Consider the following 26,865-nt stretch of genomic DNA (forward strand, 5'->3'; position numbering starts at 1 on the left):
AAACATTGTGCCGTTTGTCAATCCACCCGTGCCGCGCCAGCCACGGCGCGCAGCCGTCGCGCGGCGGGCTAGCGGCGCTGCCGCGCCTCGGCACGGCGCCGGCCGCCGTGCATCAGCGCCATGCCCGAGATCGCGAGGGCGGCGCCGATGAACAGGTTCGCGGGCGTGGCCTCGTCCAGCCAGAGGCTGGAGAACAGCACGCCGAAGACAGGCACGAGCGTGATGTAGCCCGAGGCCGCGCCGGCGCCCAGCGCCTTCACGCCCTCGAAGTACCAGGCGTAGGCGATCGCGGTTGCGCCAAATGCCAACGCCAGCAGGCTGCCCCAGGCGCTAGCCGGCGCCTGCCCCAGCTTCTCCCAGGCGGGCACGCCTTCCACCATCAGGCTGGTCAGCAACAGCATCAGCGCGCCGATCACGGTCGTGACGGTGGTGGTGGTCAGGGCGTCCACGCCTTTGAGCACCAGCCGCCCAACCAGGGTGTAGGCCACCCAGCACGCCACGCAGCCGAGCAGCAGCAGTTCACCCAGGCCCACGCCGGCGCCCGTGGCGGCCTGCGGGCCACCGCCGCCGATGGCGATATACGCGCCGATGGCGGACATGATCATGCCGGTCAGGATGGCGGCATTGAGGTGCTCGCGAAACAGGATCGCCGCCAGCAACAGGGTCGCGCCGGGGTTCAGCGTCACCACGATCGCGGCCTTGCCAGCCGGCACCAGTTGCAGGCTCAGCATGAAGAAACTGGAGTAGCCGAACACACCGGCCAGCGCGGCGGCGGCCAGGCCAAGCCATTGATTGCGCGTCAACGACTTCAGGCCGCGCAGCGCCGAGACGCGGTGCATCCACAGCACCAGCGCCACGCTGGCCAGCAGGAACCGCAGGCTGGCCGCTGCCAGCGGCGCCATCGATTGGGCCACGACCTTGCCCCAGGACCACGAGGCGCCCCACAGCGCCGCCATGCCGACCAGTCGCAGGTGCGTGGCCATCAATGTATTTTTCATGTCTCTTTCTAAGTCTGGCGGCAGGAGTCGCGCGCGGCGCCACAGGGGCAGGGGGAATACGTCGACTCGGCGGGGGCCGGCCGATCGCAGGCGGCATTTTAGCTGGCCGCCCGCGGGCCGCTTGCGTGTCCGCCAGCCCCTGGCCGCCTGTCGCGCCGCAGCGCCCGCGCTGGCGCCTGCAGCAGGCCGGGTTGCTCCCGTAGCCCTGTACGCGTGGATGACAGCGCTGCCGGTATCATTGGCGCCTTTGGCACTGTTCTGAAAAGCCCAGGAGTACCCATGATCCGTCCGCATGCGCCCAGCCGTTTCCTTTTTGCCCTGGCGGCCCTGCTGGCCGCCGCCGGCGCCCTGGCCGCCCAGGATCGGCCCGCCGTGCTCAAGGCGCTGGAGGCGCGCGGACTGCGCGTCGTGGAAGAGTTCAAGGTCGGCGGCGACCTGCGCGCGTTCGCCGGCGTGGCGGGCGACCAGCCGGTGGCGATCTACGTCACCCGCGATGGCAACGCCATTGTCGGCGCCCGCCTGGACGCCGAGGGCAAGCCGCTCGACGACGCCAAGCTGGAAGCGCTGGTCAGCAAGCCGATGGGCGAGCAGGCCTGGGCGCAGCTCGAGAAATCGACCTGGGTGCTGGACGGCAAGAAAGATGCGCCGCGCATCATCTACACCTTCAGCGACGCCAATTGCCCCTATTGCCACAAGTTCTGGGAGGCGGCGCGGCCATGGGTCGATTCAGGCAAGGTGCAATTGCGCCATGTGATGGTGGGCGTCATCCGCCAGGACAGCCCGGCCAAGGCCGCCGCCATCCTGGGCGCCGCCGATCCTACGGCCGCCTTGCTCGAGAACGAGCACAAGTTCAACGCGGGCGGCATCACCCCCGCCAAGAGCGTGCCCGAGAACATCGGCAAGATACTCGACGACAACCAGGCGTTGATGGTGTCGCTGGGCTTTCGCGGCACGCCCGGCATCGTCGTGCGCGACGACGCCGGGGCGCTCAAGAAGTACAACGGCATGCCGCAGGCCGGCAAGCTGGCAGAGGTGTTCGGCCCGCGCTGACCCGGGCCGGGCCTGTCTGGTTCAGCCCTTGCGGCCGGCGGCCTGCAGGATCAGGTCGGTGATCTCGTCGGGATGCGACAACAGCGACAGGTGGCCCGACGCCAGCTCGATGGTGTGGGCGTTCATGCGCTTGGCCAGAAAGCGTTCCAGCTCGGGCGAAGTGGTGCGGTCGTTGGTCGAGACCGCGTACCACGTCGGCTTGTGGCGCCAGGCGGCCTCGGTGGTGCGCGAGGCGAACAACGTGTCCGAGATGCGGCCCTGTTCGGCATACAGCACGCGCGCCTGGACCGGGTCGAGGTCGCCGGCGAAATCATGCAGGAAGGCTTGTTCGTTCAACTGCGCGTAGCCGCCCGACTTGACCAGCCCCGCGCTGGCGGGCGGAGTGGGGAACCGGGCGGCCAGCGCGCCGTAGTCCTCGCCGGCGTCGGGCGCGCGCGCCGCCACGTACACCAGCCCGGCCACCTTGGGATCATTGCCGGCCTGGCTGATCACGGTGCCGGCCCACGAGTGGCCCACCAGGATCGTCGGGCCGTCCTGCAGCGCCAGGGCGCGTTGCGTGGCGGCGGCATCGTCGGCCAGCGAGGTCAGCGGATTCTGCACCGAGGTCACGTGCAGGCCGGCCTTCTGCAGGCGCTCGATCACGGCCGACCAGCTCGAGCCGTCGGCGTAGGCGCCATGCACCAGCACGACGTTGCGGATGGGGGCGGCCTCGGCGGCGGACGCGGCGTGGGCGAGGCCGGCGCCGGCCAGGGCAAAGGCGGCGGCGATGAGGGAATGCTTGATCTTCATGGGATGTCCTTCGGTTCTCGGTCGACAAGGGGCATGCAGGCCTGGGGCGTCCGGCGCGATGTCGCCGGCGTCTGCCTGTCCGTCGTAAGACGAACCGGCCTCGCGCTTATTCCCGCGACATGAAAAAGAAAAAGCCGCCCGGTTCGGGGCGGCGGGAGCGCGGGCCTGGCGCGGCGGCTTGGGTTGGCCGGCTCAGGCGTCCGGCGCGACCGCCTGCTGCACCGCGCGCGCGGCTGGCGTGTCGCTCGGGCTGACCACGCCGTAGAAGTAGCGCCCCTGTTTCCAGTACTGCGCCGTCAGGTCGCCGTCGCGCCGCTTGCCGTCGCCGAAATTGACCACGCCGCCGGGCGGACGCACGTAGTACAGCACCGACTCGCCGGCCGGGTTCTGGTAGAGCACCATCGCCGCCGGCCCATACTCCGAGGACATCAGGCGTGCGCCCACCGGCTGGAAGCCGAAGGCGTTGAAGTCGGGCAATGGCGCCGGCTGCACGAAGTGCCGGTTCAGCCAGGCCTGCAATTCGGCCGGCTGGCTGGAACGGAAGTCGACCATCGATGACGCCGCGTCCGAGGCGAACATGCGATAGGCCTGCACCGCGTCGGCCATCGGCAGGTAGCTGGCGCGGAGGGCGGCGTCGCGGATCTGCCAGCCGCCCACGCTGCCCAGCCCCAGCGTCAGCACCAGCGAGGCCGCCAGCGCCATGGCGCGGCGCCGGCGCGCCGCCTGGGCCAGGCGGATCCGCGCCGGGTCCAGCCGGGGCGGCGGCGCGAAGCGGCCCAGGTCGGCATGCTGGCGGCGCAGTTCGTCGGTCTGCCGCCGGACCGCGTCGACCTCGCGCGCGGCGTCCGGATGGTCGGCCAGATAGCGCTCGACCTCGCGACGGCGCTCGGCATCGAGTTGGCCGTCGGCGTAGGCATGCAGTTCTTGATCGCTGGGAGTCGGCATGGTCATTTCATCAATCGCAGGGCGGGCTTGGCGGCCACATGGCCTTCCGTGATCTCGCGCAGCGCCTTGCGCGCCCGCGACAGCCGGGACATTACCGTACCGATGGGGATATCGAGCACGTCGGCGGCCTCCTGGTAGCCCAGGCCCTCCACCGACACCAGCAGCAGCAGGCTCTGCTGGTCGGCCGACAGGCGCGCCAGGTCGCCCAGCGCGGCGCGGGCCAGGGCGACGTCCTCGGCGGACGGCGCCACTGGCTCGGGCGCGCCGCTGAAGAAGTCGAGGATGCGGGCGTAACGCTTGCCGCGCCGCTGGCCGTCCAGGAAACACCGGTACAGGATCGAGAACAGCCAGGCCCGCAGGTCGCCGTCGGCGCGGCGGCCGGCGGCCCGCGACAGCGCGCGCTCCATGCACGACTGCACCAGGTCGTCGGCGTTGGCCACGTCGTGGGTCAGCGACAACGCGAAGCGGCGCAGCCGCGGCAACGCCTCGCGCAGATCATCGTCGGTAAAGCCGCCAGTCATGGGGAAACAAGCCTTTCACGGTACAGGGTTGCCGTAAGACGACTGACGGTCGGGTTTATTCCCGGCCTTGGCGGGGATATTACATTTGCACCGCTCGCCGGGGGAACTCGTATTCCGCGCCCAGGGCCGTATCGCCTGCTGGCGCCGCGCGCCGGCCCCGGTGTGCAGTCGGGCAAGGACAGTTACGGCTACTCACGACTTTGCGCTCATTTTGCATCGTGCTGCGATACCATCGAAGCGTGCGGAACAGACTGCGGCGGCCGCCGCGCGGCGGCCTTCTCCTATTTCATGCGAGACTCCTTGCTACCCGACACGAGTTTGAATTTCCTGCCGGACCACGGCGAGGTCGCGCGGCATCTGGCGCGGCTGGATTGGCACTCGACCACGATCGGACCGCCCGAGCACTGGCCGCAGAACCTGCGCACGGCGTTGAGCCTGTGTCTGAGTTCGCGTTTCCCCATTCTGCTGTGGTGGGGCGAAGACTTCAGCATTCTGTACAACGATGCCTATATTCCTTTCCTGGGCGCCAGCAAGCATCCTGGCGCGCTGGCGCGGCCGGGCCAGGAATGCTGGCGTGAAATCTGGCCTGAAATCGGGCCCATGCTGGCCGGGGTGTATCGCAGCGGCCAGGCAACGTGGTCCTATGACCAGGAATTCTATTTCGATCGCCACTTGCCGCGGGAAGAGGTCTACGTCACCTTCACCTACGGTCCGATCCTGGCGACCGATGGCGTGACCGTCCAGGGAATTTTCTGCCCCTGCACGGAGACCACCGAAAAGATTGTCAGCGCGCGGCGCCTGGAGATCCTGCGCGAACTGGGCGCGCAGCCGCCGACCGCGGGGCCGGCGGCCACCGCGCGCCGCATCTGCGACGTGTTGGCCCGCAATCCGCGCGACGTGCCGTTCTGCCTGATCTACCGTTGCGGCGATTCGGCCTTCGAGCTGCTGTCCGCCACCGGCGCGGACGGCCAGGCGCGCGCCGCCGCCCATTGGCCGCTGGAGCAGGTTGCCAACACGGGCGAGCCGCAGACCGTCGAGCTGGCGTCCCGGGCACTGGCCCTGCCTGGCGGCCCCTGGCCCGATCGGGCCGAATGGGCGCGCATTTTGCCGATCCGCTGGACGGCGGACGGCTCGGTCTCCGGCATCATGGTGCTCGGGGTCAGCGCGCGTCGGCCGCTGGACGGCGCGTACCGCGATTTTTTCGACCTCGTCGCCCGGCATTCGGCCAGCGCCATCGCCAGCGCCGTCGCCTATGAAGAGGAGGCCCGGCGCGCCGAGGCGCTGGCGGAGCTGGATCGGGCCAAGACGACCTTTTTCTCGAACGTCAGCCACGAATTCCGCACGCCACTCACGTTGATCCTGGGCCCGTTGGAACAGGCTTTGGCCGAGCCGCGGGCAAGCCTCGGCCACGAGACGCTCGAGTTGCTGTTCCGCAATGCGCTGCGGCTGCAGAAGCTGGTGAATTCGCTGCTGGACTTCTCGCGCATCGAAGGCGGGGGCATGGTCGCGCGCCTCGAGCCGACCGACCTGGCGCGCGCCACCCTCGATCACGCCAGCGCATTCCGATCCGCGATCGAGGGCGCCGGCCTCACACTGTCGGTGCAGTGCGACGCGCTGCCCGAGGTCTACGTCGACCGCGACTGGTACGAGCGGATCGTGTTGAACCTGCTGTCCAACGCGTTCAAGTACACCTTGCGGGGCGCGATTGACGTGACCTTGCGCGATGGCGGGAACGAGGTCGTGCTGTCCGTGCGCGATACCGGCGTCGGCATCGAGCAGGCCGATCTGGCCAGAATCTTCCAGCGCTTTCAGCGGGGGCACAGCTCCGCCGCCAGAAGCCATGAGGGGTCGGGCATCGGCCTGGCGCTGGTGCACGAATTGGTGAAGCTGCAGGGCGGGGTCATCACCGTCGAGAGCGAGCCCGGTGTCGGTAGCCGGTTCATCGTCACGCTGCCCAAGAGGCAGGCGCCGAGCGCGGCCGGCGAACGGTCGCATGAGCCGGGCGGGCCACATCAGCCAGGCGAGCCGCGGGAGCCACAAGGGCCGCGCCTGGGCCGCGCGGCCCTCCAGGCGCGTCAGGAGGCGTCGCGCTGGCTGGCCAACGCATCCCCGTTGTCCGTGTCCGTGGCAACGGGCGACCGCCCACGCATACTCTGCGTCGATGACAACGCCGATCTGCGCGAATACCTGCGCGGCCTGTTGGCGCAGGACTATGACCTGACGATCGCCGCCGACGGCCAGACGGCGTTGCGCGATGCGCGGCAGGTTCCGCCCGACCTGGTCATCACCGACATCATGATGCCGGGCATGGACGGCCTGACGCTGTTGCAGGCGTTGCGCAGCGATGCGCGAACGCGCACGGTGCCGGTGATCCTGTTATCGGCGCGCGCCGGCCAGGAAGCGCGTGTCGAGGGGATGGACGCCGGGGCCGACGACTACCTCGTCAAGCCGTTCTCGCCGGCCGAACTGCGAGCGCGCGTGGGCGCGCATTTGCGCTTGTCGTTGCTGCGGCAGGAAACCCAGGCGGCGCTGCGCGACGCCAACGAGCGCAAGGACGAATTCCTTGCCATGCTGGCCCATGAGTTGCGCAATCCGTTGGCGCCCCTGCACAACGGATTGCAACTGTTGCTGCGCGCGCGCGCCGGCGAAGCGGATGTCCGGCGCATCCATGAGATGCTGGCGCGCCAGGTCAGCCACATCGCAAGGCTGGTCGATGACCTGCTGGATATCGCCCGCATCAACAGCGGCAAGATACTGCTGCGAAAGGCTCCCGTGGACCTCGTGGCGCTGCTGCGCAATGCCCTGGAAGCGAGCCGCGGCGTGATCGACGCGGCCGGGCACGCGCTCAGCGTGACGCTGCCCGCCGAGCCGGTGATGGCCGAGGCCGATGCGGTGCGCCTGACGCAGGTGGTGTCCAATCTGCTCAACAACGCGGCCAAATATACCGACCGTGGCGGCCACATCACCCTGAATGGCGCGTGCGATGGCCGGGGCAAGTTCGTCCTGTCGGTCCGCGATAATGGCCGCGGCATTCCGGTGGACATGCTGACGCGCGTCTTCGAACCGTTCGTCCAGGTCGATGGGCGTCGCGGATCCGGGGGGCTGGGCGTCGGCCTGACGCTGGTGGCGCGCTTGGTGGCCTTGCACGGCGGCAGCGTGCAGGCCCATAGCGCGGGGCCGGGAACGGGCAGCGAAATCGTGGTTCGCCTGCCCGTTCAGGGCGGCGCGTCGCAGGCGTTGCCGCAAACGGACGGCGCGGACACGCCAGGGCGTGCGCCGGGCCGGATCCTGGTGGTGGACGACAATCCCGATTCCGGGGATACGACGGCCATGGTGCTCGAGAGCTTTGGCGCGCAGGTCCGGATCGCGCGCAACGGGGCCGAAGCGCTCGCCATGCTGGTCGATTTTGCGCCGCACGTCATGCTGGTGGACATCGGCATGCCGGACATCGATGGCTATGAGGTGGCGCGGCGCGTGCGCGCAGGCCCCGCGGGGCAGGACATTGCGCTGATTGCCATGACGGGCTGGGGGCAGGACGAAGACCGGCGCCGTTCGCAGGAGGCGGGTTTCGATCACCACCTGGTCAAGCCGGTTGATTTTTCCGTCCTGGAGCGCATGCTGATTGCCTTGTCGCAACAGCGCGCACGGGCGGCGGAACCGGGCGACCGCGCGCGCTAGGCGGCATGCCGCACGGGTTATTGACGCCCTGCGCGAGCGCTGGGCGGCCGTGCGGGCGGCGTGTCAGATCGACGATTGCCTCATTCGCGCCGACAGCGCCTGCGCGCTTTCCTTGCGCTCGCTATAGCGGTCCGTCAGGTACGGCGAGGCGTCGCGGGTGAGCAGCGTGAACTTCATCAGTTCTTCGACCACGTCGACGATGCGGTCATAGTACGGAGAAGGCTTCATGCGGCCAGCCTCGTCGAACTCCTGGTAGGCCTTGGCGACCGACGATTGGTTGGGGATGGTCAGCATGCGCATCCAGCGGCCCAGGATGCGCATCTGGTTCACCGCGTTGAAGGACTGCGAGCCGCCGGATACCTGCATGACGGCGAGCGTCTTGCCCTGGGTCGGCCGCACGGCGCCGACCGACAGCGGAATCCAGTCGATCTGCGTCTTCATCAGGCCGGTCATGGCGCCGTGGCGCTCGGGCGAGCACCAGACCATGCCCTCGGCCCACTGGACCAGCGCGTGCAGTTCCCGCACCTTGGGGTGGTCTTCGCTGCCGGCGTCATCGACCAGCGGCAGCCCGGAGGGGTCGAACAGGCGGGTCTCGCCGCCCAGCGCGCGCAGCAGCCGCGCGGCTTCCTCGGCCACCAGGCGGCTGTAGGAGCGCTCGCGCAAAGAGCCGTACAGCAGCAGGAATCGCGGCGCATGGGCGGCGCGTTCGGGCGTCAACAGGCGCGCCCGGTCCGGCGCCTCGAACCGCGCGGCGTCGAGGTTGGGAAGATCGGAGTCCGGCTTGGAATGCATGCAATGCCTCGTGATGCAGGATGGAAATCTCAGTGGGGATGGCGCGGCGCCCGCAGCGCCAGCAGCGCCGCCCAGGCGGCCACGCCGATCGCGCCGGACAGCCACAGCGCCCGCTCGCCCCAGGCGTCCAGGGCCAGGCCGAAGGCGAACGGCGCCAGCGCCTGCGCGATGCGCGCCGGCATCATCAGCCAGCCCTGGCGCGCGCCGTAGCCTTGCGGACCGAACAGCGCCAGCGGCAGGGTGCCCTTGGCGATGGTCAGGATGCCATTGCCGGCGCCGTGCAGCAGCGTGAACGCGGGCGCGGCGACCGGACCGGCGGCCAGCAGTACCGCCACGCCGGCGGGGTGGGCCAGGGCCGCCAGGCGCGCCGACCGCAATGGATGCACGCCGCGCAGCAGCCCGAATTCGAACAGGCGGCCGGCGACCTGGGCCGGGCCGATGAGCGCGCCCGCGGCCACCGCCGCGGTCAGGCCGACGCCGGCGTGCTCCAGCAGGCGCGGCAGGTGCGTCGCCATGGCGGTGCTGATGAACCAGGTGGCGGCGAAGACGAAGGCCAGCAAGGCGGTCGTGCGGCCCGCCTGCCTCGGCGGCGCGGCGGCCTGCGCCGGCGCCGCCGCGTCGCGCTGGGCGGCGGCGGGCCGGACCGCGGTGTTGGGCAGCCAGGCATTCAGCGGCAGACCGATCAGCAGGTGCAGCGCGGCCCAGCCGAAGCACGCGCCGCGCCAGCCGAGATGGTTGTCCATCCAGGCCGACAGCGGCCAGCCGACGGTGCTGGCAAAGCCGGCGATCAGGGTGATGCCGGTGATCGCGCCGCGCGCGTCATGGCCATACAGGCGCACCAGGCTGGCGAAGGCCGCTTCGTACAGGCCGGCCCCCATGGCCACGCCGAGCACCAGCCAGGCCACGGTCATCGACCACACGCCCTGCGCCAGGCCGAGCAGGGCCAGGCCGCAGGCAAACAGCACGCTGGTCGCGGCCAGCACCACGCCGCCATGGCGGTCGATCAGCCGGCCGGACCCGGGGCCCGCCAGCGCCGATACCGTCATCGCGCCGGAGAACGCCGCGTAGACCGCGGCCGTCGGGATGCCGAGGTCGCGCGCCATCGGCGCGGCCAGCATGGCCGGCAGGTAATACGACGAGGCCCAGGCCAGGGTCTGGGCCGTGCCCAGCGCGCCAACCACGCGCAGCGCGGCGCCAGCCATGGCTCAGCGCCGTCGGGGGCCGGCGTCGTACCAGCCCTTGCTCTGGTTGACCACGCGCACCACCAGCAGCATTACCGGCACCTCGATCAGCACGCCCACTACCGTGGCCAGCGCCGCGCCGGACTGGAAGCCGAACAGGCTGATCGCGGCCGCCACGGCAAGCTCGAAGAAGTTGGACGCGCCGATCAGGGCCGACGGGCCGGCGATCTCGTGGCGTTCGCCGACGCGGCGGTTCAGCCAGTACGCCAGGCCCGAATTGAACAGCACCTGGATCAGGATCGGCACCGCCAGCATGGCGATCACCAGCGGCTGGGCCAGGATCGCGCGGCCCTGGAAGGCGAACAGCAGCACCAGCGTCAGCAGCAGCGCCGCCATGGAGAACGGCGCGATCCGGGCCAGGGCCGCGTCGAAGGCGGCCTGGCCGCGCCGTTGCAGCGCGCGGCGCCACAGCTGCGCGAGAATGACCGGAATCACGATGTACAGCCCGACCGACACCAGCAGCGTGTCCCACGGCACGGTGATGGCCGACAGGCCCAGCAGCAGGCCGACGACGGGCGCGAAGGCGAACACCATGATGGCGTCGTTGAGCGCCACCTGCGACAGCGTGAACGTCGCGTCGCCGCCGGTCAGCCGGCTCCAGACGAACACCATGGCGGTGCAGGGGGCCGCGGCCAGCAGGATCAGGCCGGCGATGTAGCTGTCGAGCTGGTCGGCCGGCAGCCAGGGCGCGAACACCTGGCGGATGAAGACCCAGCCCAGCAACGCCATCGAGAACGGCTTGACCGCCCAGTTGATGAACAGCGTCACGCCGATGCCGCGCCAGTGGCGGCCAACCTGGCGCATCGCGCCGAAGTCGACCTTGAGCAGCATCGGGATGATCATCACCCAGATCAGCAATCCCACCGGCAGATTGACCTGGGCGACCTCGAGCCGGCCGATGGCCTGGAACAGGGACGGCATGAGTTGCCCGAGCGCGATGCCCAGCACGATGCAGAGCACGACCCAGAGCGTGAGATAGCGCTCGAAAACACTCAGCCCCGCGGGCGGCCGCCGGACGGCCGCCTGCTGTCTGGAAAGCGACATGGCTTTACTCCCGCGAGGCGCCGATGCCGCGCAGTTCGGCCTGCAGCGACAGGGCGTCGAGCTTGTCCAGCGGCAGGGACAGGAACAGTTCGATGCGGCGCTTGAGCGTGCGCGCGGCGTCGTGGAAGGCCTTCAGGCGGCGCGCCTCGTCGCCGGTCTCGGCCGCGGGGTCGGGAACGCCCCAGTGCGCCGTGGCCGGCCTGCCCGGCCAGACCGGGCAGGCTTCGCCCGCGGCGTTGTCGCAGACGGTGATGATGAAGTCCATCGTCGGCGCGCCGGGGCCCGCGAATTCATCCCAGGCCTTGCTGCGGTAGCCGTCGGCCGGCAGCGAATAGGCCTGGAGCGTGGCGAGCGCGAGCGGATGGACCTCGCCCTTGGGCGCGCTGCCCGCGGAGTAGGCGCGAAAGCGCTCCCCGCCCAGGCCCCGCAGCAGCCCTTCGGCCAGGATCGAGCGGGCGGAATTGCCGGTGCAGAGAAACAGCACGTTGAACGGAACGGATGACATGGGGATAACTCCTGGTTAGCAGTTGGTGCAGGCGCCGGGATCGGTGAGGTCGCAGGGGGCGCCCTGGCAGCAGTGTTCGGTGAGATAGCCCAGCAGGCCGTTCATGCGCGAGTAGTCGGCGCGGTAGATCAGGTTGCGGCCCTGCTGTTCGACCGTGACCAGGCCGGCGTGCGCCAGCTCCTTCAGGTGGAACGAGAGCGCATTGCGGGCGATGCCCAATTGCTCCGCGAGCACGCTGGGGGTAAGGCCTGGCAGGCCGGCCACGACCAGCGCGCGGAAGGTGCGCAGGCGTTGGGCGTGGGCGAGGGCGCCGAGGGCGGAGATGACGTGGTCTTCATTCATGATTCGATAATACAACGATTATTGAATCATTGTGGATTTTTTTTCCGGCGCGATGCGGCCGGTATCCGGCGCGCTTAGCGCGCCGCGCCGAACCACCGTCGCAGCCCGCGATTCAGAGGTGTGGAATAGCCGAGCGACACCAGCGCGCCCAGCAGGCACGAGCCGATGACGCACGCCAGCAGCAGGCCGGGCCTGGCATCCCCCGGATATTGCGCGGTCGGCAGCCAGGTGCGCAGCAGGCCCAGCACGAGCAGATGCAGCAGGTAGATCTCGTAGCAGTCGCGGCCGCAGCGCGCCAGCAGGCGTCGTGCCAGGCCGGGCGAAGGCGGGGGCGTCATGGGTCGGCCGAGCAGCAGCACGGCTGAGCCCAGCGCCATTGCGCTGGCGCCCAGGACGTTGCTCTGGCTGATCGGCCACGCGAGGTAGAGCGCGGCCATGGCGAAGCCGGCAAGCGGACGAACCCAGGGCTGCCGCAACGCCGGCATCGCCTGCCGTTGCCACAGCACCGCGGCGCAGCAGCCGATGGCGATGGCGTCGAAGCAGGCCAGATAGCCGTAGAGGTACGCCTCGCTCTCGCCCTGGTTGGCGAGGCGATAGAGCGGGCCTGCCACGATCAGCAGCGCGGCCAGCGTCCGCAACCCCGCGCCAGGCCGCAGCCACGCGCAGGCCAGCGGAAACAGCAGGTAGAAGGCCATCTCCACCGACAGCGACCACATCACGCCCAGCGCGTAGTTGATCCATCCTTCGCGGATGACCAGCACGTTCATCCAGGCGCCGAGGGCGGCGGCGTTGGCGGTCCAGAGCGACACCGCGCTGCCTGCGCGGTTGGCGAACAGTGGCAGGCCGGCCAGCGCCAGCGCATCGACGGCCAGCAGCGTCAGCGCCAGCGTGGGCACGATCCGCGCCAGTCGCAAGCGCCAGAACGGGGCAGGCCGGATGGCGTTCAAGCTGCCCCAGCGCTCGAGCGCATTGCGGGTGATCAGGAACCCCGAGATGACAAAGAAGATCGTCACCCCGTAGTTGCCATTGCGCGCGATGGCGTGCAGCAGCGGCCAGCCGATAACGCCGGCCAGCGCCGTGTCGCGCAGCGGATAGGCGATGTTGAAATGATGCAGCAGCACCAGCAGGATCGACAGGCCGCGCAGCATGTCGATGGCGTCATCGCGGGGGGCGGCGTTCATGCTCGGCGCCGGCCTACTGGCGGGGCGCGTCGGCCATGGCTGGCCACTCGCGCAACAGCTCGTCGCGGGCGCGCAGACCGGCATTGGGCCGGGTCGCTTTCTCGTCCTGCAGCAGGCGCGCGAACACCAGTTGGCGGCCGTCCTTGCGCGCCCAGCCGACGAACCAGCCGTAGGCGTTGTCCGGCGTGTAGACGCCGTTGCTGCCCGGCGAGCCGGTGCCGGTCTTGCCATACAGGCGCCAGCCGCCGGCCTCGCCGGCGTCGAACAGCGTCTCGGCCAGATCGTAGGCCGCGGGCTTGAGCGGCAATTGCCGGTTGACCAGCTTGCGCAGGAACGCCAGTTGCTCCAGCGGCGAAATGCGCAGCGACGAGTTGATCCACGCGCCGTCCAGGCCGTTGTGCTTGCCGGGCTCGCCCGAGACGTCCTCGTTGCCGTACTGGAAGGCCGAGGCGTAGCGCTGGAAGCGCTCCTGCCCCAGCGCCCGGGCGGTCAGTTGTGAGTACCAGACCACCGAATACTTGATCCAGCGCGCCGGGTCCGTCGGCTGGCGCCAGGCGTCGCCGCCCCAGTCGGGGTAGCCCGGCTGGTAGTTCCAGACTGGCGCGTGCGCGCCTTGCAGGATGCCCGCGTCCGCGCCCATCAGCGCGATCGGCAGCTTGAAGGTCGAGGCGGGCGTGTAGCGCTCGGCGCAGGCCGCCTGCGTGCCTTGCTGGAACACGATGCGGCCGTCGGCCGCGTCGGCCACCACGGTGCACAAAACCGCCGCGCTGGCGGGGGCGCCGGCCAGCGCGAACAGGGACAGGGCCGCGCCCAGGGCGCGCAGAGGGAGTCGGAGGGGCATGATCGATGAAGCGTGGTGGGGAAAAACGGAAGGTGCGTTCAGGCGCGGTCGGCGCGGCCGTCGAGCAGGACCAGCGTCAGGTCGCGGTCGTCGATGTGGATCCGCATGGCCAGGCAGCGTCCGGCCTCGGTCGAGGCGCCGGTCTTGGACAGGCGGATGTCCCAGCCTTGCGCGCCGACCAGCGGATTGGTGTTGCGATAGCGCAGCGAGTCGCCGGCGGCGTGCACCGTCTCGGCGGGGGTGGTGGTGTCGCGCGCGATCTGCGGATACGCGGCGGCCGCGCTGACGATGCGGCCGACGTCGGCGGCGCTTGCGCGATTGGCGGGCGACAGGCCGGTCGGCTCCTCCAGCGTGGTGTGTTCCAGATGCAGCGCCGCGGTCTTGCGCCGCAGGGCCTGGGCGAAGGCCGCCTCGCCACCTGGATAGGTGCGGGCCAGGGCGTGGGCGGCGCGGTTGTCCGAGGCCATCAGCGCCAGCCTGAGCAGCGTGTCCAGCGTCACGCTGGCGCCCACCGGCAGCGGCGAGGCGGCGCCCGCGGCGGTGGCGCGCGCGTCGCGCTCATCGATGCGGATGGCGCGCGACAGGTCCGGCGCGGTGTCCAGCACCACCATGGCGGTCATCAGCTTGGTCAGCGAGGCGATCGGCACGGCCTCGTTCTCGGCGCGGCCGAGCAGGGTGGCGCCGGAGCGGGTGTCCTGCACCAGTACGTGGGAGGCGCCGCTGGCCGAGATCAGCGCCTGGACCGCGGGCAGCCGCGCCATGAGGCGTTGCGCCTCCTGCGCGGACAGCGGCTGCGCCGGCCCCGTCGTCAGCGCCGACCAGGCGCCAAACCCCGCCAATGCGCACGACATGGCCAGCACGGGCAGGGCCACCGCGCGGCGGGCGGCGAGCGTGTCGGGTCGGACCAGGCGGCGGATGCGGTCGAGCAGGTCGCCGTCGCGCGCGGCGGGCGCCACCGGCGCCGGCGCTTCGTTGGCGCGCTCCAGGGCGTGGAGGGCCCGCGCCAGCGGCATGGGACCGCCGATCAGCGCCGCGGCCATCTGGTCGGCGATGCGCTCGCGTTCGATCCGCAGGCGGCGCGACAGCCACCAGATCGACGGATGGAAGAACAACAGCACCTCGGCCGCGTGCTGCAGCAGGTTCACCAGGTAATCGTGGCGCCGCACGTGGGCCAGCTCATGCGCCAGCAGCGCGGCCAGCAGGTCCGCCGGCATGCTGGTGACGAGCGAGGCCGGCACCAGGATCACCGGCTTGAGCCAGCCGGCGGTGACCGGCGTGGACAGGTTGCGCGCCACGCGCAGGCCGACCGCCCGCGACAGCCGCAGGCGGCGCGCCATGTCCGCCACGCGCGCCTGCCAGGCGGGATCCTGCCAGGGCTGGCTGGCGCGCAGCACGCCGCGCAACCAGCCCAGTCCGAACAGCAGCCGCAGCGCCGCCAGCGCGCTGCCGGCCAGCCAGGCCAGCGCCAGCCATAGCGGCCAGGCCGTGGCGGTCGTTTCCGCCGTGGGCGCGGCCGCGGCGGGCAGCGGGGCCGGCGGGCCGCGCCAGGCCAGCGCCACGTCGGCCACGCCGATGCCCACGCCGGCGAACAGCGCCGCGCCCAGCAGCAGGTAGCGCAGCCGGGCATCGTGGGGGCGCGTCAGCGTCAGCAGCGCCAGCGTGGCGGCGTGCAGGCACAGGATTTTCCAGGCCAGCGCCGGCAGGCTGCCGCCGAGGGTCCAGGCCGTGGCGAGCAGGAAGTCGGTCACAGCTTGTCGTCGCGCAGCAGGGCTTCGATTTCCGCGCGTTCCTTTTTGCTGACGTGGCCTTCGCGCAGCGCGGCCAGCACCAGCGCCTTGCCGGAGCCGGCGAAGGCCTTGCCGATCAGGTCCTTGATCAGGCCGCCCTGGGTCGCCTTCTGGCTCTGGGCGGCGGCGTAGACGTGCGAGCGTTCGCTTTCGTCGCGCGTCAGCAGGCCCTTGCCGTGCATGATCTGCATCAGCCGCAGCACGTTGGCGTAGGTCAGGCCGTCGCGCCCGGCGGCCATCGCGGCGTGGACCTGCTTGACGGTGGCGGGACCGGTTTCCCAGAGCGCCTGCAACACGTCGAGTTCGGCGCTGGTGGGCTTGGCGGTGGCGGAAGGGGAGACGGTCATGAAGCGGGGAAGTCGACAAAAAGTCGATCTAGAATAAATGTTCTAGAAAAGTTTGTCTACTTCCGCTTCTTTCGCGGCTCCTTTCGCTTCTTTAGCCACCGACCCGCCACCGATGCGCCGGGCCGGCAAGGCTTCAGCGCGACAGCCGGGGATTGAACGCGTCGTTCAATGCGTCGCCCAGCAGGTTCAGCGACAGCACCGTCAGGATGATGGACACGCCCGGCAGCGCCGCCAGGTACCAGGCCGTGCGCAGCATCTCGCGGGCGTCGCCGATCATGCTGCCCCACGACACCGCGTTGGGATCGCCCATGTTCATGAACGACAGCGCCGATTCCATCAGGATGGCGTTGGCCACCAGGACCGAGGTGGTCACGATCACCGGCGGCAGCGCATTGGGCAGGATTTCGAGCAGGGCGATGCGGGCGTGGCTGAAACCCAGGCTGCGCGCCGCCTGCACGAATTCGGATTCGCGCAGGGTGCGGAACTCGGCCCGCACCAGCCGCGCCACCACGGGCCAGGAGGCGACCCCGATGGACAGCGCGATCACCGTCACCGAGGGGCGGGCGATCGCCACGATCACCACTACCAGCAAAAAGGCGGGGATGGTCTGCAGCAGCTCGGTCACGCGCATCAGCGCCACGTCGACCCAGCCGCCGAAGTAGCCGGCCGCCGCGCCGATGGCGATGCCGATCACCAGGCTCAGCAGCGCCGCGGTGACGCCCACCGTGAGCGACACTCGCGCGCCATGCGCCAGGCCGGCGGCCACGTCGCGGCCCATGGTGTCGGTGCCGAGCCAGAATTCATGGTCCTGCCCGGGCCACAGAATGGGCGGCCCCACCATGTCGAGCGGATCGTGCGGAAAGATCCACGGCGCGGTGGCCGCGGCCAGCAGGATCAAGATCAGCAGCAGCGCGCCGGCCACGGCGGCCGGGTTGGCCAGCAGGCGGCCCAGCGCGCCGCGGCGCAGGCGGGGCAGAGGAGCGCCGGGCGCCGGCGCGGAAGCGGATTGAGCGGTCATGGCGAGTCGGGAAATGAAGGAGTCAGCGCACGCGGATGCGCGGGTCGAGCAAGGTCTGCAGCAGGTCGACGAGGATGTTGGCCAGGATCACCAGCAGCGACGACAGCACCAGGATGCCCAGCAGCACCACGAAGTCGCGCGCCATCACGGACTCGTAGGCCAGGCGGCCCAGGCCGGGCCAACTGAACACCGTCTCCACCACCACGGCGCCGCCCAGCAGCGTGCCGACGTTCAGGCCGGCCACGGTGGTGACCGGGATGAGCGCGTTGCGCAGCACGTGACGCAGCGCTACCGCGCGCGGCGTCAGGCCCTTGGCGTGGGCGGTGCGGACGAAGTCCTGGCGGTTCACCTCGAGCATCGAGGCGCGCGTGAGACGGGCGAAGATGGCCACGTAGAAGCCGGTCAGCGCCAGGGTCGGCAGCACCAGGTGGCGCGCCACGTCCAGCGCGTGGGCCCAGCCCGTGGCGCCCGAGCCGATGGTGGATACGCCGCCGGGCGGCAGCCAGCCCAGCTTGACCGAGAGCAGGATGATGGCCATCAGCCCGAGCCAGAAGCCGGGCGTGGAATACAGCAGCAGCGCCGCCAGCGACAGCACGCGGTCGAGCCAGCGGCCGGCAAAGCTGGCCATGACCGCGCCCAATGCGATGCCGGCCGCCAGCGCGCACGCCAACGCGCTGCCCATCAGCAGCACGGTGTTGCCCAGCCGGCTGAAGATCAGCTCCGACACCGGCAGGTTGTAGCGCGGCGACACGCCCAGGTTGAGCGTGGCCAGGTCCCGCAGATAGGCGCCCAGTTGTTGCAGCACCGGCTGGTCCAGCCCGAAGTGGCTGCGCAGCGCCGCCATGCTGGCCTCGGTGGCCGAACCGGACTCCGCCGCGATCACGTCGGCGGCATCGCCCGGCACCGCCTGCAGCAGGAAGAAACTGAGCAGCACGACGCCGATGACGGTCGGCACCGCTTGCAGCAGCGACCGTCCCAGGACCCGCAATGAACGATGCGCCGTCATGGCTGCAGATAGACGTCGGCCAGATTGGACTCGACGCCGTCGGCCGTCAGCGAGTGGTCATGCACGCGCTGGTTGGCGATGGTGATGAATTCCGGCTGGTACAGGTTCAGGTCGGGGACCTCGCGCGCCACGATCTGCTGGAACTCCTTGAAAAGCTGCACGCGGCGGGCCGGGTCGTTCTCGACCGCGGCGGCTTCCAGCAACTGGTCCACCTTCGGGTTCTGGTAATGCGTGCCATTGGAGAACGGCACTCCCTTGATGAAGTTCTTCGACCAGTACAGCCGCTGCACGCCGACGGTGGGGTCGAACAGGTTGCTGGCGCCGTTGGTGGTGAAGGCGAAGTCGCGGTCGGTGTAGACGCGCTTGATGAAGGCCGAGGCGTCCTGGGCCCGCACCGTCACCGCGATGCCGACGCGCGCCAGCGTGGTGCGCAGGTAGTCGGCCAGGCGCGGGCCGTCGGCGCCGATCGGGTTGTAGTCCAGCGTCACGCGAAAGCGCACGCCGTCGGCGCCCTTGGGATAGCCGGCCTCGTCCAGCAATGCGTTGGCGCGCTTGAGATCGAAGGGGTAGGGCGTGGGCGTCGGGTCGTTGTAGGTCTTCAGGCCGGGCGCGATGGGCGAATACGCCACCTGGCCGACGCCGTAGTTCACCACCTTCAGGATGACGTTGCGGTCGACGGCGTGGGCCACCGCCTGGCGCACCTTCTCATTCTTGAAGTGCGGATCGTCCAGATTGAACTCCAGGCGCGTCACGTTGTAGGAGTAGCTGTTGCCCTTGGTCTCGAAGCGCAGCGACGGCACGGCCTTCAGGCGCGCCAGGTCGGCCAGCGGCACGGGCGTGCGGTAGCCCAGGTCGGCCGTGCCGGTCTCGAAGGCGATGGCGGCCGCGGCCGGGTCGGCGACGATGCGCACGATCAGGCGGTCGATGTAGGGCTTGGGCTTGTCCCAGTAGTCCGGGTTGCGCTCGTAGACGATATGGCTGCCGCGCACCCATTCCTTGAACTTGTACGGGCCGGTGCCGATCGGCGCCGAGGTGGCCGGATTGGTCAGCGGATCGGTGCCTTCGTAGATGTGCTTGGGGATGATCGGCGTTTCGGTCGCGACGAAGGCGCGGATCAGGTAGGGCGCCGGCTTGGACAGGCGCAGCACCACGGTGTGGTCGTCCGGCGTCTCGATGGCGGTGACGTTGGCGAAGGTGTTGCGGCCGCGCGGGTGGATCTTCTTGAGCAGCTCGATGGAGAAAGCCACGTCCGCCGCCGTGAACGGCTTGCCGTCATGCCACTTGACGCCCTGGCGCAGCGTGAAGGTGTACACGGTGCCGTCGGGGCTGATGTTCCAGGCGGTGGCAAGCTGAGGTTCGGGAGTCAGGTCGTAGTCGTATTTGAGCAGGCCTTCGGTGACCTTGGCGCTGACGCTCAGGATCGGCGTGGCGACGTTGCCCACGGTGACGAGCGCGGTGGGTTCGGACGGCAGCAGCAGCGTCAGCGTGCCGCCGCGGGCGGGTTCCGCATGGGTGTACGGACTGGCGGCCAGCAGCAGGCCGGCAAGGGTCAGGCTGAGGAAGGAACGGCGGGTTGGCTTCATGATCGTCGGGCGGGGAAATGATGAGGGCCCCGGGGCGCGCCCGGGGCGGGATGGAAAGGGTCGTGCTCAGGTGCCGGTGTGCTGGTAGGCGCTGCCGGCCTGCTCCGCGCTGACCAGGCCGTAGCGCACGTCGCGTTCGACGCGCGCGGCGTCGCGGCGGGCCGGGTCGCCCAGGCCGCCGCCGCCCGGGGTGTGCACCACCAGGCGTTCGCCGGCCGGGACCAGTTGGCGGCCCTTGGCGCGCAGACTCGCGCCGCCGACCAGCCCCAGGGCGCCGCCGGCGCCGGCGTGCCCGCCAAGCGCGCCGCGGGCCGGATGCACCACGCGGTCGAAGGCGGCGGCGATGATCATGGCCGCCTGCGGATCCGCGTGGCGCACGACGATGGTCTGGCCGAGGCCGCCGCGCACCGTGCCCGGACCGCCGGAATCGGCGCGGTATTCCTTCTGTTCGAACACCAGCGGATTGGCGCTTTCCAGGATTTCCAGCGACACGTTGCGCACGCCGCTGGGATACGAAGTGACGGACAGCCCGTCCTTGCCGGGCCGGGCGCCGGTGCCGCCGGTGGAGAAACTGACCGCATTGAAGCGCGGACCCGCCAGCAACGCCCGCTGTTCATCCTGCGTGGCGCCGGCCAGCGGCTCGCCGCCGACCAGGTGCAGGTTCCACAGCGACGAGGCGCCCTCGGCCGGCACCTGGTCGGGCCGCGCCTGGCGCAGCGCGCCGAACACGGCGTCGGGCAGCAACTGGCCGATGATGTGGCGCGCCGTCACCGCGGCCGGGAAGCGGGCGTTCAGGATCGAGCCTTCGGGCGCGGCCACTTCCACCAGCGACAGCGAGCCGGCGTTGTTGGGCACGTCGGCGCCGATCAGGCAGCGGATGCCGAACGAGGTGTAGGCGTCGGTATAGGCCTTGACCACGTTGATGCCGCGCGCCACGCTGGGCGAAGTGCCGTCGAAGTCCACCAGGATCTTGCCATCCCGCACCGTCACGCTCGCCTGCAGCGTGATCGGCGCGTCGTAGCCATCGATCACCAGCGTGTTGTGCCAGGTGCCCTGCGGCCATTGCGCGATGGCCTGGCGCATGGCTCGCGCCGATTGCTCGATGATGTAGCCGCCCAGCGATTCCAGGTCGCCCAACTGGAACTCGGTCAACAGCGACTTCAGGCGGCGCCCGCCGATGTCGTTGCAGGCCACCAGCGCGTACAGGTCGCCCTCGACCTGTTCCGGTTCGCGCACATTGGCGCGGATGATGGCCAGCACGCCCGGGTCGACCTGGTGCTGGTGGAAGAAGCGCAGGATCGGCAGGAACAGGCCTTCGTGGTAGACCTCCAGGCCGTCGGCGCTGCTGCCGATGCCGCCGATGTCGATCACGTGCAGGGTCGAGGCGAACAGCGCCACCAGGGCGCCGTCATGGAACACCGGCGACACCATGGTCATATCGAACAGGTGGCCGGTGCCCTTCCACGGATCGTTGGTCAGCAGCACGTCGCCGTCCTTCAGGGTCTCCGGCGGGAACACCTTGAGAAAGTGCTTGACCGATTCGGCCATGGCGTTGACGTGGCCGGGGGTGCCGGTGACGGCCTGGGCGATCATGCGGCCGTCGGGCAGGAACACGCCGGCCGACAGGTCGCCGGCTTCGCGCGTGGCGGTGCCGAAGGCCGAGCGGATCAGCACCTGGGCCTGTTCCTCCACCACCGACAGCAGGCGATTCCAGGCCAGTTGAAAGCGGATGCGTTGCTGGGGCGTGGGTTGCGCGGTGCTCATGCGGGGTCCTTTGCGGCGCGCGCGGCGGCCGCCTTGATATCGTCCAGCACCAGCGAGCCGAGCCGGCTGCGCCGCGCTTCGAAGCCCGCGGGCACGAAAGTGGTGGTCTCGTCTTCCACGACGAGGGCGGGGCCGGTCAGCTTCTGCTCGGCGTCCAGCGCCTGGCGTTCGTAGGTCGGCACCTCGATCCAGTCGTTGCGGTCGAAGTCGTAGAGCCGGCGCGTGCCGGCCTGGCGCGCCGCCGTGGCCGGGCCGCTGGCGATGTGGTCACGCGGCCGCGCGCGGCGCTCGCCGGCCTGGGCGGCGACCGACCAACTGACGGCCTCGGGCGCCACGTGCGGCAGGCTGCGGCCGTACAGTTGGGCATAGCGTTCGGCGAAGGCCGCGCCCAGCCGCACGCTGGCGGCGGCGTCGAAAGGGCCATCCGGCAGGTCCACGGCAATCTCGTGGCCCTGGCCGCTGTAGCGCATGAAGACCACCCGCTTGTGGCTCAGCGGCGCTTCGGGCGCGGCGCGCCGCACCACGGTGTCGACCCCGGCGGTCAGCTCGTCCAGCAGGCGCTGCACCGCGGCATGGTCGATGTCGGCCAGGCGCTGGTGGAAGCTGCGCACCGCCTGGTAGGCGATCGGCGCCCACAGGAAGCCCACGGCCGACCCCACGCCAGCCGATTCCGGGATGATGACGCGGCCGATGCCGAGCTTGCGCGCCAGGCCGGCGGCATGCAGCGGCGCGGCGCCGCCGAAGGCGATCAGGGTGTGTTCCTCGGCCGCCTTGCCCAGCTCGGAAGCATGCACGCGGGCGGCGTTGGCCATGTTCTCGCTGACCACCTCGATGATGGCCTGGGCGGCCTGCGGCGCTTCCAGCCCGGCGGGGCGCGCCAGGTGGGTTTCGATGGCATGGCGCGCGCGCTCGGGTTGCAGGCTGACCTTGCCGACGGCAAAGCGTTCCGGCGTGACGGTGCCGATCAGCGCGTGGGCATCGGTGACGGTGGGCAGTTCGCCGCCATTGCCATACGCGGCGGGGCCGGGCGACGAGCCGGCGCTGTCCGGGCCGACCTGCACCACGCCCAGGTGGTTGACGCGCGCGATCGAGCCGCCGCCGGCGCCGATCTCCACCATCTCGATCACCGGGATGCGGATCGGCAGGCCCGAGCCCTTCAGGTGACGGTGCACGCGGCCGAATTCGAAGCTGCGGCTGACCTGCGGCTCGAAGTCGTCGATGTAGCAGATCTTGGCCGTGGTGCCGCCCATGTCGAACGACAGCGCGCGCGCCGCGCCGGTCTGTTCGGCGATGTGTTGGGCCAGGATCGCGCCGCCCGCCGGTCCGGACTCCACCAGCCGCACCGGCTCGTCGATGCCGGTCTGCAAGGTGGCGATGGCGCCGCCCGAGGTCATCAGGAACGGCTCGTCGCGCAGTCCGCGTTGGCGCGCCGCGTCGTTCAGCCGGCGCAGGTAGCCGGACACCTGCGGCTGCACGTAGGCGTTGGCGCTGACGGTGGACAGGCGCGGATACTCGCGGATCTCGGCGCAGACGTCGGAAGACAGCGACACCCAAAGCTGCGGCGCGTGTTGCTTGAGCAGCGCGCGGATGCGGCGTTCGTGGCCGGGATGGGCGTAGCTGTGCAGCAGGCACACCGCCACGCTCTCGATGCCGGCGCGGGTCAGTTCCCCGGCCAGCGCGATCACCTGGGCCTCGTCCAGCGGCGTCAGCACCTGGCCGTGCGCATCGACGCGCTCGGTGACGCCGAAGCGCCAGGGCCGCGGCACCAGCGGTTCGGGCTTGTCCAGGAAGATGTCGTACTGCGCGAAGCGGTCTTCCAGGCCGATCTCGACCAGGTCGCGGAAACCCGCGGTCGTCAGCAGCGCGGTGCGGGCGCCCTTGCGCTCGATCAGCGCATTGGTGGCCAGCGTGGTGCCCAGGATCAGGAGGTCGACCCGCGGCCACGCCAGGCCGGCCTGGCCGAGCAGCTCTTCGATGCCTTGCAGCACCGCGGTTTCGGGCGCGTCGGGCGTGGTCAGCAGCTTGGCCGACCAGCGTTGTGGTTCCTGTTCGAGGACGATATCGGTGAACGTGCCGCCGACGTCGACGGCAACGCGCACCGACGCCGTCGAGGCGGACTCAGAGGGGGAGTGGGACATGTGGGCAGGGGAGGAAAAAGCGCAGGGGTCTCGCGGAGCGCCGGCAGGCGGGCTTTGCAAAAGACCGATCCTAAGCAGTCAGGGCGGCTGCCAGAAGGACGTTTTTCGCATGTCGATATGCGGATTTCGTGCCAGCCGGCCTTGGCGCCGGGCAATCTGGCGATCGGCGATCTGCTGATCGCCGATCGGTCGGGCGGGGGTGTTATTCCGCGCCGTCGCGGTCCATCGACCGCAATGGTTGCGGAATCCGATAGCGCTGGCCGTCGAATTTCAGCGTGCGCGGCGTCTTGCCCTTGTCGACGACTTTTTCCTCGCAATCGCCGCGCACCACGGCCGCCCGGCTCGACTCGCGCGATTCACTCGTGGCGATGTCGCGGTATCCCTGCGTGACCGTGTCGGCCATGGACAGGGTCACGGCGCGGCTGGTGAATCTCCCCGCGCAGTTGGTGTCCCATTCGCCGCTCGAGCGCGCGACGGACAAGCCATCGAGCACCATCGCCAGGCCCTTGGGGCCGATGTCGAACAGGCGCAGGCTGGTTTCGTCGAAGGGGTTGGCGCGCGAGGCGCCGACGCGCGAGATGCGCAAGCCGAAGGCGCGGCGGCCGGGCGCGAGGTCGTAGCGGGCGGTGTCGAAGGACACGCTGGTCAGGCGTACCGCATCGTCCGACATCAGTCCTTGCAGCCGGATGTCATGACGGATTTCCAGGGAGGAGCTGTCCAGCACCAGGATCCGCAGGTCGCCGGTGTGGCCGTCGTCCTGGTTCGGCGTGTCCTGCATCAGCGGAATCGCCGCCAGCAGAAGGCCAGGCTGGGCCGGCCAGGTCTTGCACGTCACGGCGAAGGGTTCGCCGTCGTCGGCGTCGGCGATCCGGATGACGATATTGTCCCGCCCGAGGCGCAGGTTGCCTTCGCCGTCGGGGGCGGGCGCCTCGGGGTAGGCCATGCGCACGACAGCCGCGGCCTGCGGGCAGGCGCCACGGGCGGCCTGCGCGGCGCCGGGGACGAGCAGGGCGGCCAGCGCCAGCGGCGCGGCAAGGACCAGATGACGGATCATGAGGGGGATCTCTTGGTTTATTGCACGTGGGTGGGCGTGGCGGCGCGCGAGGCCTGCGTGGGCATCGCTTCTTGTGCCAGGGTGCCCGGTTCGGTGGCGGACGGCCGCAGCACGACCGTGTGCTGGGCGTCGTTGGCGCCCAGCTTGGGCAGGTCGGCGGGCCGCGCGGCCAGGGTCGCGAACGGTCCGCCGCCGGCGGCGGGCAGGCCGTCCAGCGTCAGGGTGGCCGCCCAGACGCCGGCGCGGCGCGACAGCACCTGGTAGCGCTGCGGGCCGCCGGCCATGCGCGCCACCACGTACAAGGTGCCGTCGATGAGATGGATGGCCGGCGGCGAGGCGGCCTCGGCGTCGAGCCTGGCCGGCTTGCCGTGCTCCACCAGCCAGAGCGGTCCGTCGGCGCGTTCCAGGATCGCCACGATCACATTGCCCTGCGCATCGGCGTCGATGGCGGGCCGGCCGATGTAGGGCACGCCCAGGTCGGTCGGCGCGCTCCATTCCATGTCCAGGTCGGTGGTGTCGCCGGTTTCTTCCAGCCGCGTCAGGTGATTGTTGGCGCGCTGGCGGAAATAGAGTTCGACGCGGTGCTCGTGGTTGCGGATCGCGGCCAGCCCGCCGGCGGCCTGGGGGGCCTGCACGCGGCGCCAGGAATGCCACTCGGGGCGTTGGCCCTTGGGCGCCGGCAATTGGCGTGTGTAGAACAGTTGGCCGCCGCCAGCCGATGCGAACACGATGTAGCGGCCGTCATCGCCGCGCACGACCGCCGGCGCGCCGGTGGCGCCGTCCAGGGGCGGCAGGCTCTGCCACGGCGCCCAACTGCCGTCGATGCCGGACGGCGCGATCCAGTGCAGCAGGCCGTCGTAGCCGAGCGCCACCGCGGCGGCCTCGCCGCGCGGCGCCACGGCCGGGATCTGGCTGACGCGCACGCCGGCCAGGGCCTGCCAGCCCTGCCAGGTGCCGTCGTGGCGCTGTTTGTTGGCCCACACGCCGCCCAGCGGATCGCGCGCCATCAGGCCGGCGGTGCCGTCGGCATGCCCGAATGTCACCAGCGGGCCGCTGGTGCGCCCGCCCAGGCTCTGCCAGCGGCGCTGGCCCGCGTCCCAGCGGTTGGCGGCCGCGTTGGTCTCGCCGGCGGCGAATACCACCAGGCCGTTGCGGCCGTCCGGATAGATCTGCGGCGGCATGTCCTGGCGCGAGACGTAATACGCGCGCTGCACCCAGGCGGCCGCGGGCCCGGCGGGCTCCTTGCAGCCGGTGGGGCCTGCGCAATAGTGATAGTCGTTCCAGGCGTAGTGCTGGAAGATCACCGATTTGCTGGCGATCTCGTTGTCGGCGAGGTTGCTGGCGCGTTCCTGGCTGGGGTAGTCGATGTAGCCGGTCTCGGCGTAGTTGCCGGGCGCGCGCAGCATGGCGGCGCGGACCAGCCGCGCGCTGGCGATATGGTCGGGATGCCCGTGGCCGGCGCAGCGCCAGCACAGTTGCGTGTATGGCACGCTGATGGTGTCGTCCAGGTGCCGCACCGTGGTCGGCTGGTACTGGCGGATCAGTTCGGCCAGGGTGTCGATCAGTTGTTCGCGCGAGTAGACCTCCGGATACGGCCCCAGCGTGTCCACCGTCTGTCCCGGTTCCGATTCCGTGCGGCTCAGCGGCGTGAGGCTGCCCCAGCCCTTGCCCAGCCACGGGTCCTTCAGCCGCAGATGCCACAGTTGCACGCGCGGATTGCCGGACAGGGTGAAACGCGCGATCTGGCGCGGGCCCGCATGGCCGGCGCTTTCCTTCCACAGGTCGGGCTGGCGCGCCATGTAGGCATAGGCCGCGCGCACGCCGCGCTCCCGGCCCAGCATGTAGGTGTCGCCCTCGCCGGCATCGCTGGCGGTCAGGTAGACCACCCGCACGCAGCCGCCCGCCGCGATGTTGGAGGCGATGTCCGGATTCATGAACAGCAGGTCGTCATCCAGGTGGGCGACGAAGGCCAGGTCCTTGATGCCATTGCACTGCGCCAGGGTGGGCGGGGCGGCGAACGCGGCGGAGCAGGCCAGGCAGGCGAGCAGCAGCGCCTGGCCGAAAAAGGAAAGCAAGGTCGTGAGGGTCCGCGTCAAAGGGGCGTCGCTCCGATAGGCCGGGGTATGAAACCACCGATTGCGGGCATCTTAGCAAGTTCGGCCCGCAGGATCACGCCTGCGGGCATTTGCTAATCGCCGATCTGTCGTTAGCCGCTGTCCCGGTGCGCTTTACCATCGGCAT

Annotated in this window: 22 protein-coding genes; 2 read left to right on the forward strand and 20 right to left on the reverse strand. The window is 70.3% G+C overall.

All coding sequences use genetic code 11. From position 1 onward, the window contains the following. Window positions 1–68 precede the first annotated feature (68 nt). On the reverse strand, window positions 69–998 hold the full coding sequence (locus tag SB816_RS06195; RefSeq protein ID WP_410546637.1) for a DMT family transporter: 930 nt from the start codon (window positions 996–998) through the stop codon (window positions 69–71). Window positions 999–1,277: 279 nt separating this feature from the next. On the opposite strand from SB816_RS06195, the gene dsbG reads away from it, so the two are divergent. Further along, complete coding sequence (dsbG, locus tag SB816_RS06200) at window positions 1,278–2,048, forward strand: thiol:disulfide interchange protein DsbG (RefSeq protein ID WP_054500775.1); 771 nt, start codon at window positions 1,278–1,280, stop codon at window positions 2,046–2,048. A gap of 21 nt (window positions 2,049–2,069) precedes the next feature. Here the strand turns inward: dsbG and SB816_RS06205 are convergent, their stop codons facing one another. The 3 genes from SB816_RS06205 to SB816_RS06215 all read right to left on the reverse strand — a co-directional run bounded on the left by SB816_RS06205 (window position 2,070) and on the right by SB816_RS06215 (window position 4,303). Continuing rightward, the gene (locus SB816_RS06205; protein ID WP_410546638.1) at window positions 2,070–2,837 is read right to left on the reverse strand and encodes an alpha/beta fold hydrolase; all 768 of its coding nucleotides are present in this window, start codon (window positions 2,835–2,837) and stop codon (window positions 2,070–2,072) included. A gap of 192 nt (window positions 2,838–3,029) precedes the next feature. Continuing rightward, window positions 3,030–3,782 carry an anti-sigma factor family protein gene (locus tag SB816_RS06210; RefSeq protein WP_410546639.1) on the reverse strand — a complete coding sequence of 251 codons (753 nt, stop codon included), beginning with the start codon at window positions 3,780–3,782 and terminating at the stop codon, window positions 3,030–3,032. A gap of 2 nt (window positions 3,783–3,784) precedes the next feature. Beyond that, a complete protein-coding gene (locus SB816_RS06215; RefSeq protein ID WP_175167124.1) occupies window positions 3,785–4,303 on the reverse strand; it encodes a sigma-70 family RNA polymerase sigma factor in 519 nt (172 codons plus the stop codon). Window positions 4,304–4,465: 162 nt separating this feature from the next. On the opposite strand from SB816_RS06215, the gene SB816_RS06220 reads away from it, so the two are divergent. Beyond that, window positions 4,466–7,981, forward strand: a complete 3,516-nt coding sequence (locus SB816_RS06220) for an ATP-binding protein (RefSeq protein WP_410546640.1) — start codon at window positions 4,466–4,468, stop codon at window positions 7,979–7,981. A gap of 63 nt (window positions 7,982–8,044) precedes the next feature. On the opposite strand, the gene arsH is transcribed toward SB816_RS06220, so the two are convergent. From arsH to SB816_RS06300, 16 genes are all read right to left on the reverse strand, one after another. After that, window positions 8,045–8,773 (reverse strand): arsenical resistance protein ArsH, encoded by a 729-nt coding sequence (arsH, locus tag SB816_RS06225; RefSeq protein ID WP_064525848.1) that lies wholly within the window; start codon window positions 8,771–8,773, stop codon window positions 8,045–8,047. Window positions 8,774–8,802: 29 nt separating this feature from the next. Beyond that, window positions 8,803–9,975 (reverse strand): MFS transporter, encoded by a 1,173-nt coding sequence (locus SB816_RS06230; protein WP_343718559.1) that lies wholly within the window; start codon window positions 9,973–9,975, stop codon window positions 8,803–8,805. A 3-nt stretch (window positions 9,976–9,978) separates the two neighbouring features. Continuing rightward, the gene (gene arsB / locus SB816_RS06235) at window positions 9,979–11,058 is read right to left on the reverse strand and encodes an ACR3 family arsenite efflux transporter (RefSeq protein ID WP_116793708.1); all 1,080 of its coding nucleotides are present in this window, start codon (window positions 11,056–11,058) and stop codon (window positions 9,979–9,981) included. Between the two features lie 4 nt (window positions 11,059–11,062). Next, window positions 11,063–11,563 (reverse strand): arsenate reductase ArsC, encoded by a 501-nt coding sequence (locus SB816_RS06240; protein ID WP_410546641.1) that lies wholly within the window; start codon window positions 11,561–11,563, stop codon window positions 11,063–11,065. A 15-nt stretch (window positions 11,564–11,578) separates the two neighbouring features. Beyond that, window positions 11,579–11,905, reverse strand: a complete 327-nt coding sequence (locus SB816_RS06245) for an ArsR/SmtB family transcription factor (RefSeq protein WP_410546642.1) — start codon at window positions 11,903–11,905, stop codon at window positions 11,579–11,581. Between the two features lie 74 nt (window positions 11,906–11,979). After that, the gene (locus SB816_RS06250) at window positions 11,980–13,086 is read right to left on the reverse strand and encodes an acyltransferase family protein (protein ID WP_410546643.1); all 1,107 of its coding nucleotides are present in this window, start codon (window positions 13,084–13,086) and stop codon (window positions 11,980–11,982) included. A 13-nt stretch (window positions 13,087–13,099) separates the two neighbouring features. Continuing rightward, window positions 13,100–13,927: an OXA-364 family class D beta-lactamase OXA-364 gene (locus tag SB816_RS06255; RefSeq protein WP_063862734.1), complete on the reverse strand. Its 828-nt coding sequence runs from the start codon at window positions 13,925–13,927 to the stop codon at window positions 13,100–13,102. 38 nt (window positions 13,928–13,965) lie between these two features. After that, window positions 13,966–15,675 carry a M56 family metallopeptidase gene (locus SB816_RS06260; RefSeq protein ID WP_410546644.1) on the reverse strand — a complete coding sequence of 570 codons (1,710 nt, stop codon included), beginning with the start codon at window positions 15,673–15,675 and terminating at the stop codon, window positions 13,966–13,968. Continuing rightward, window positions 15,672–16,061: a BlaI/MecI/CopY family transcriptional regulator gene (locus tag SB816_RS06265; protein ID WP_054500787.1), complete on the reverse strand. Its 390-nt coding sequence runs from the start codon at window positions 16,059–16,061 to the stop codon at window positions 15,672–15,674. The genes SB816_RS06260 and SB816_RS06265 overlap by 4 nt, the downstream gene beginning before the upstream one ends. A 133-nt stretch (window positions 16,062–16,194) precedes the next feature. Further along, window positions 16,195–17,079 (reverse strand): ABC transporter permease, encoded by an 885-nt coding sequence (locus SB816_RS06270; protein ID WP_410546645.1) that lies wholly within the window; start codon window positions 17,077–17,079, stop codon window positions 16,195–16,197. Between the two features lie 22 nt (window positions 17,080–17,101). After that, entirely contained in the window at window positions 17,102–18,085 is a 984-nt protein-coding gene (locus SB816_RS06275) for an ABC transporter permease (protein WP_054500789.1), read from the reverse strand. After that, entirely contained in the window at window positions 18,082–19,668 is a 1,587-nt protein-coding gene (locus SB816_RS06280; protein WP_054500790.1) for an ABC transporter substrate-binding protein, read from the reverse strand. The genes SB816_RS06275 and SB816_RS06280 overlap by 4 nt, the downstream gene beginning before the upstream one ends. A 66-nt stretch (window positions 19,669–19,734) precedes the next feature. Beyond that, window positions 19,735–21,432 (reverse strand): hydantoinase B/oxoprolinase family protein, encoded by a 1,698-nt coding sequence (locus SB816_RS06285; protein ID WP_064525866.1) that lies wholly within the window; start codon window positions 21,430–21,432, stop codon window positions 19,735–19,737. Beyond that, the gene (locus SB816_RS06290) at window positions 21,429–23,570 is read right to left on the reverse strand and encodes a hydantoinase/oxoprolinase family protein (RefSeq protein WP_410546646.1); all 2,142 of its coding nucleotides are present in this window, start codon (window positions 23,568–23,570) and stop codon (window positions 21,429–21,431) included. The genes SB816_RS06285 and SB816_RS06290 overlap by 4 nt, the downstream gene beginning before the upstream one ends. A 202-nt stretch (window positions 23,571–23,772) precedes the next feature. Further along, on the reverse strand, window positions 23,773–24,624 hold the full coding sequence (locus SB816_RS06295; protein WP_054500793.1) for a hypothetical protein: 852 nt from the start codon (window positions 24,622–24,624) through the stop codon (window positions 23,773–23,775). Window positions 24,625–24,641: 17 nt separating this feature from the next. Then, a complete protein-coding gene (locus tag SB816_RS06300) occupies window positions 24,642–26,699 on the reverse strand; it encodes a PIG-L family deacetylase (protein ID WP_410546647.1) in 2,058 nt (685 codons plus the stop codon). Window positions 26,700–26,865 lie beyond the last annotated feature (166 nt).

Origin of the sequence: Achromobacter sp. SIMBA_011 (assembly GCF_046535435.1) — a bacterium.
Lineage (GTDB): Bacteria > Pseudomonadota > Gammaproteobacteria > Burkholderiales > Burkholderiaceae_B > Achromobacter > Achromobacter dolens.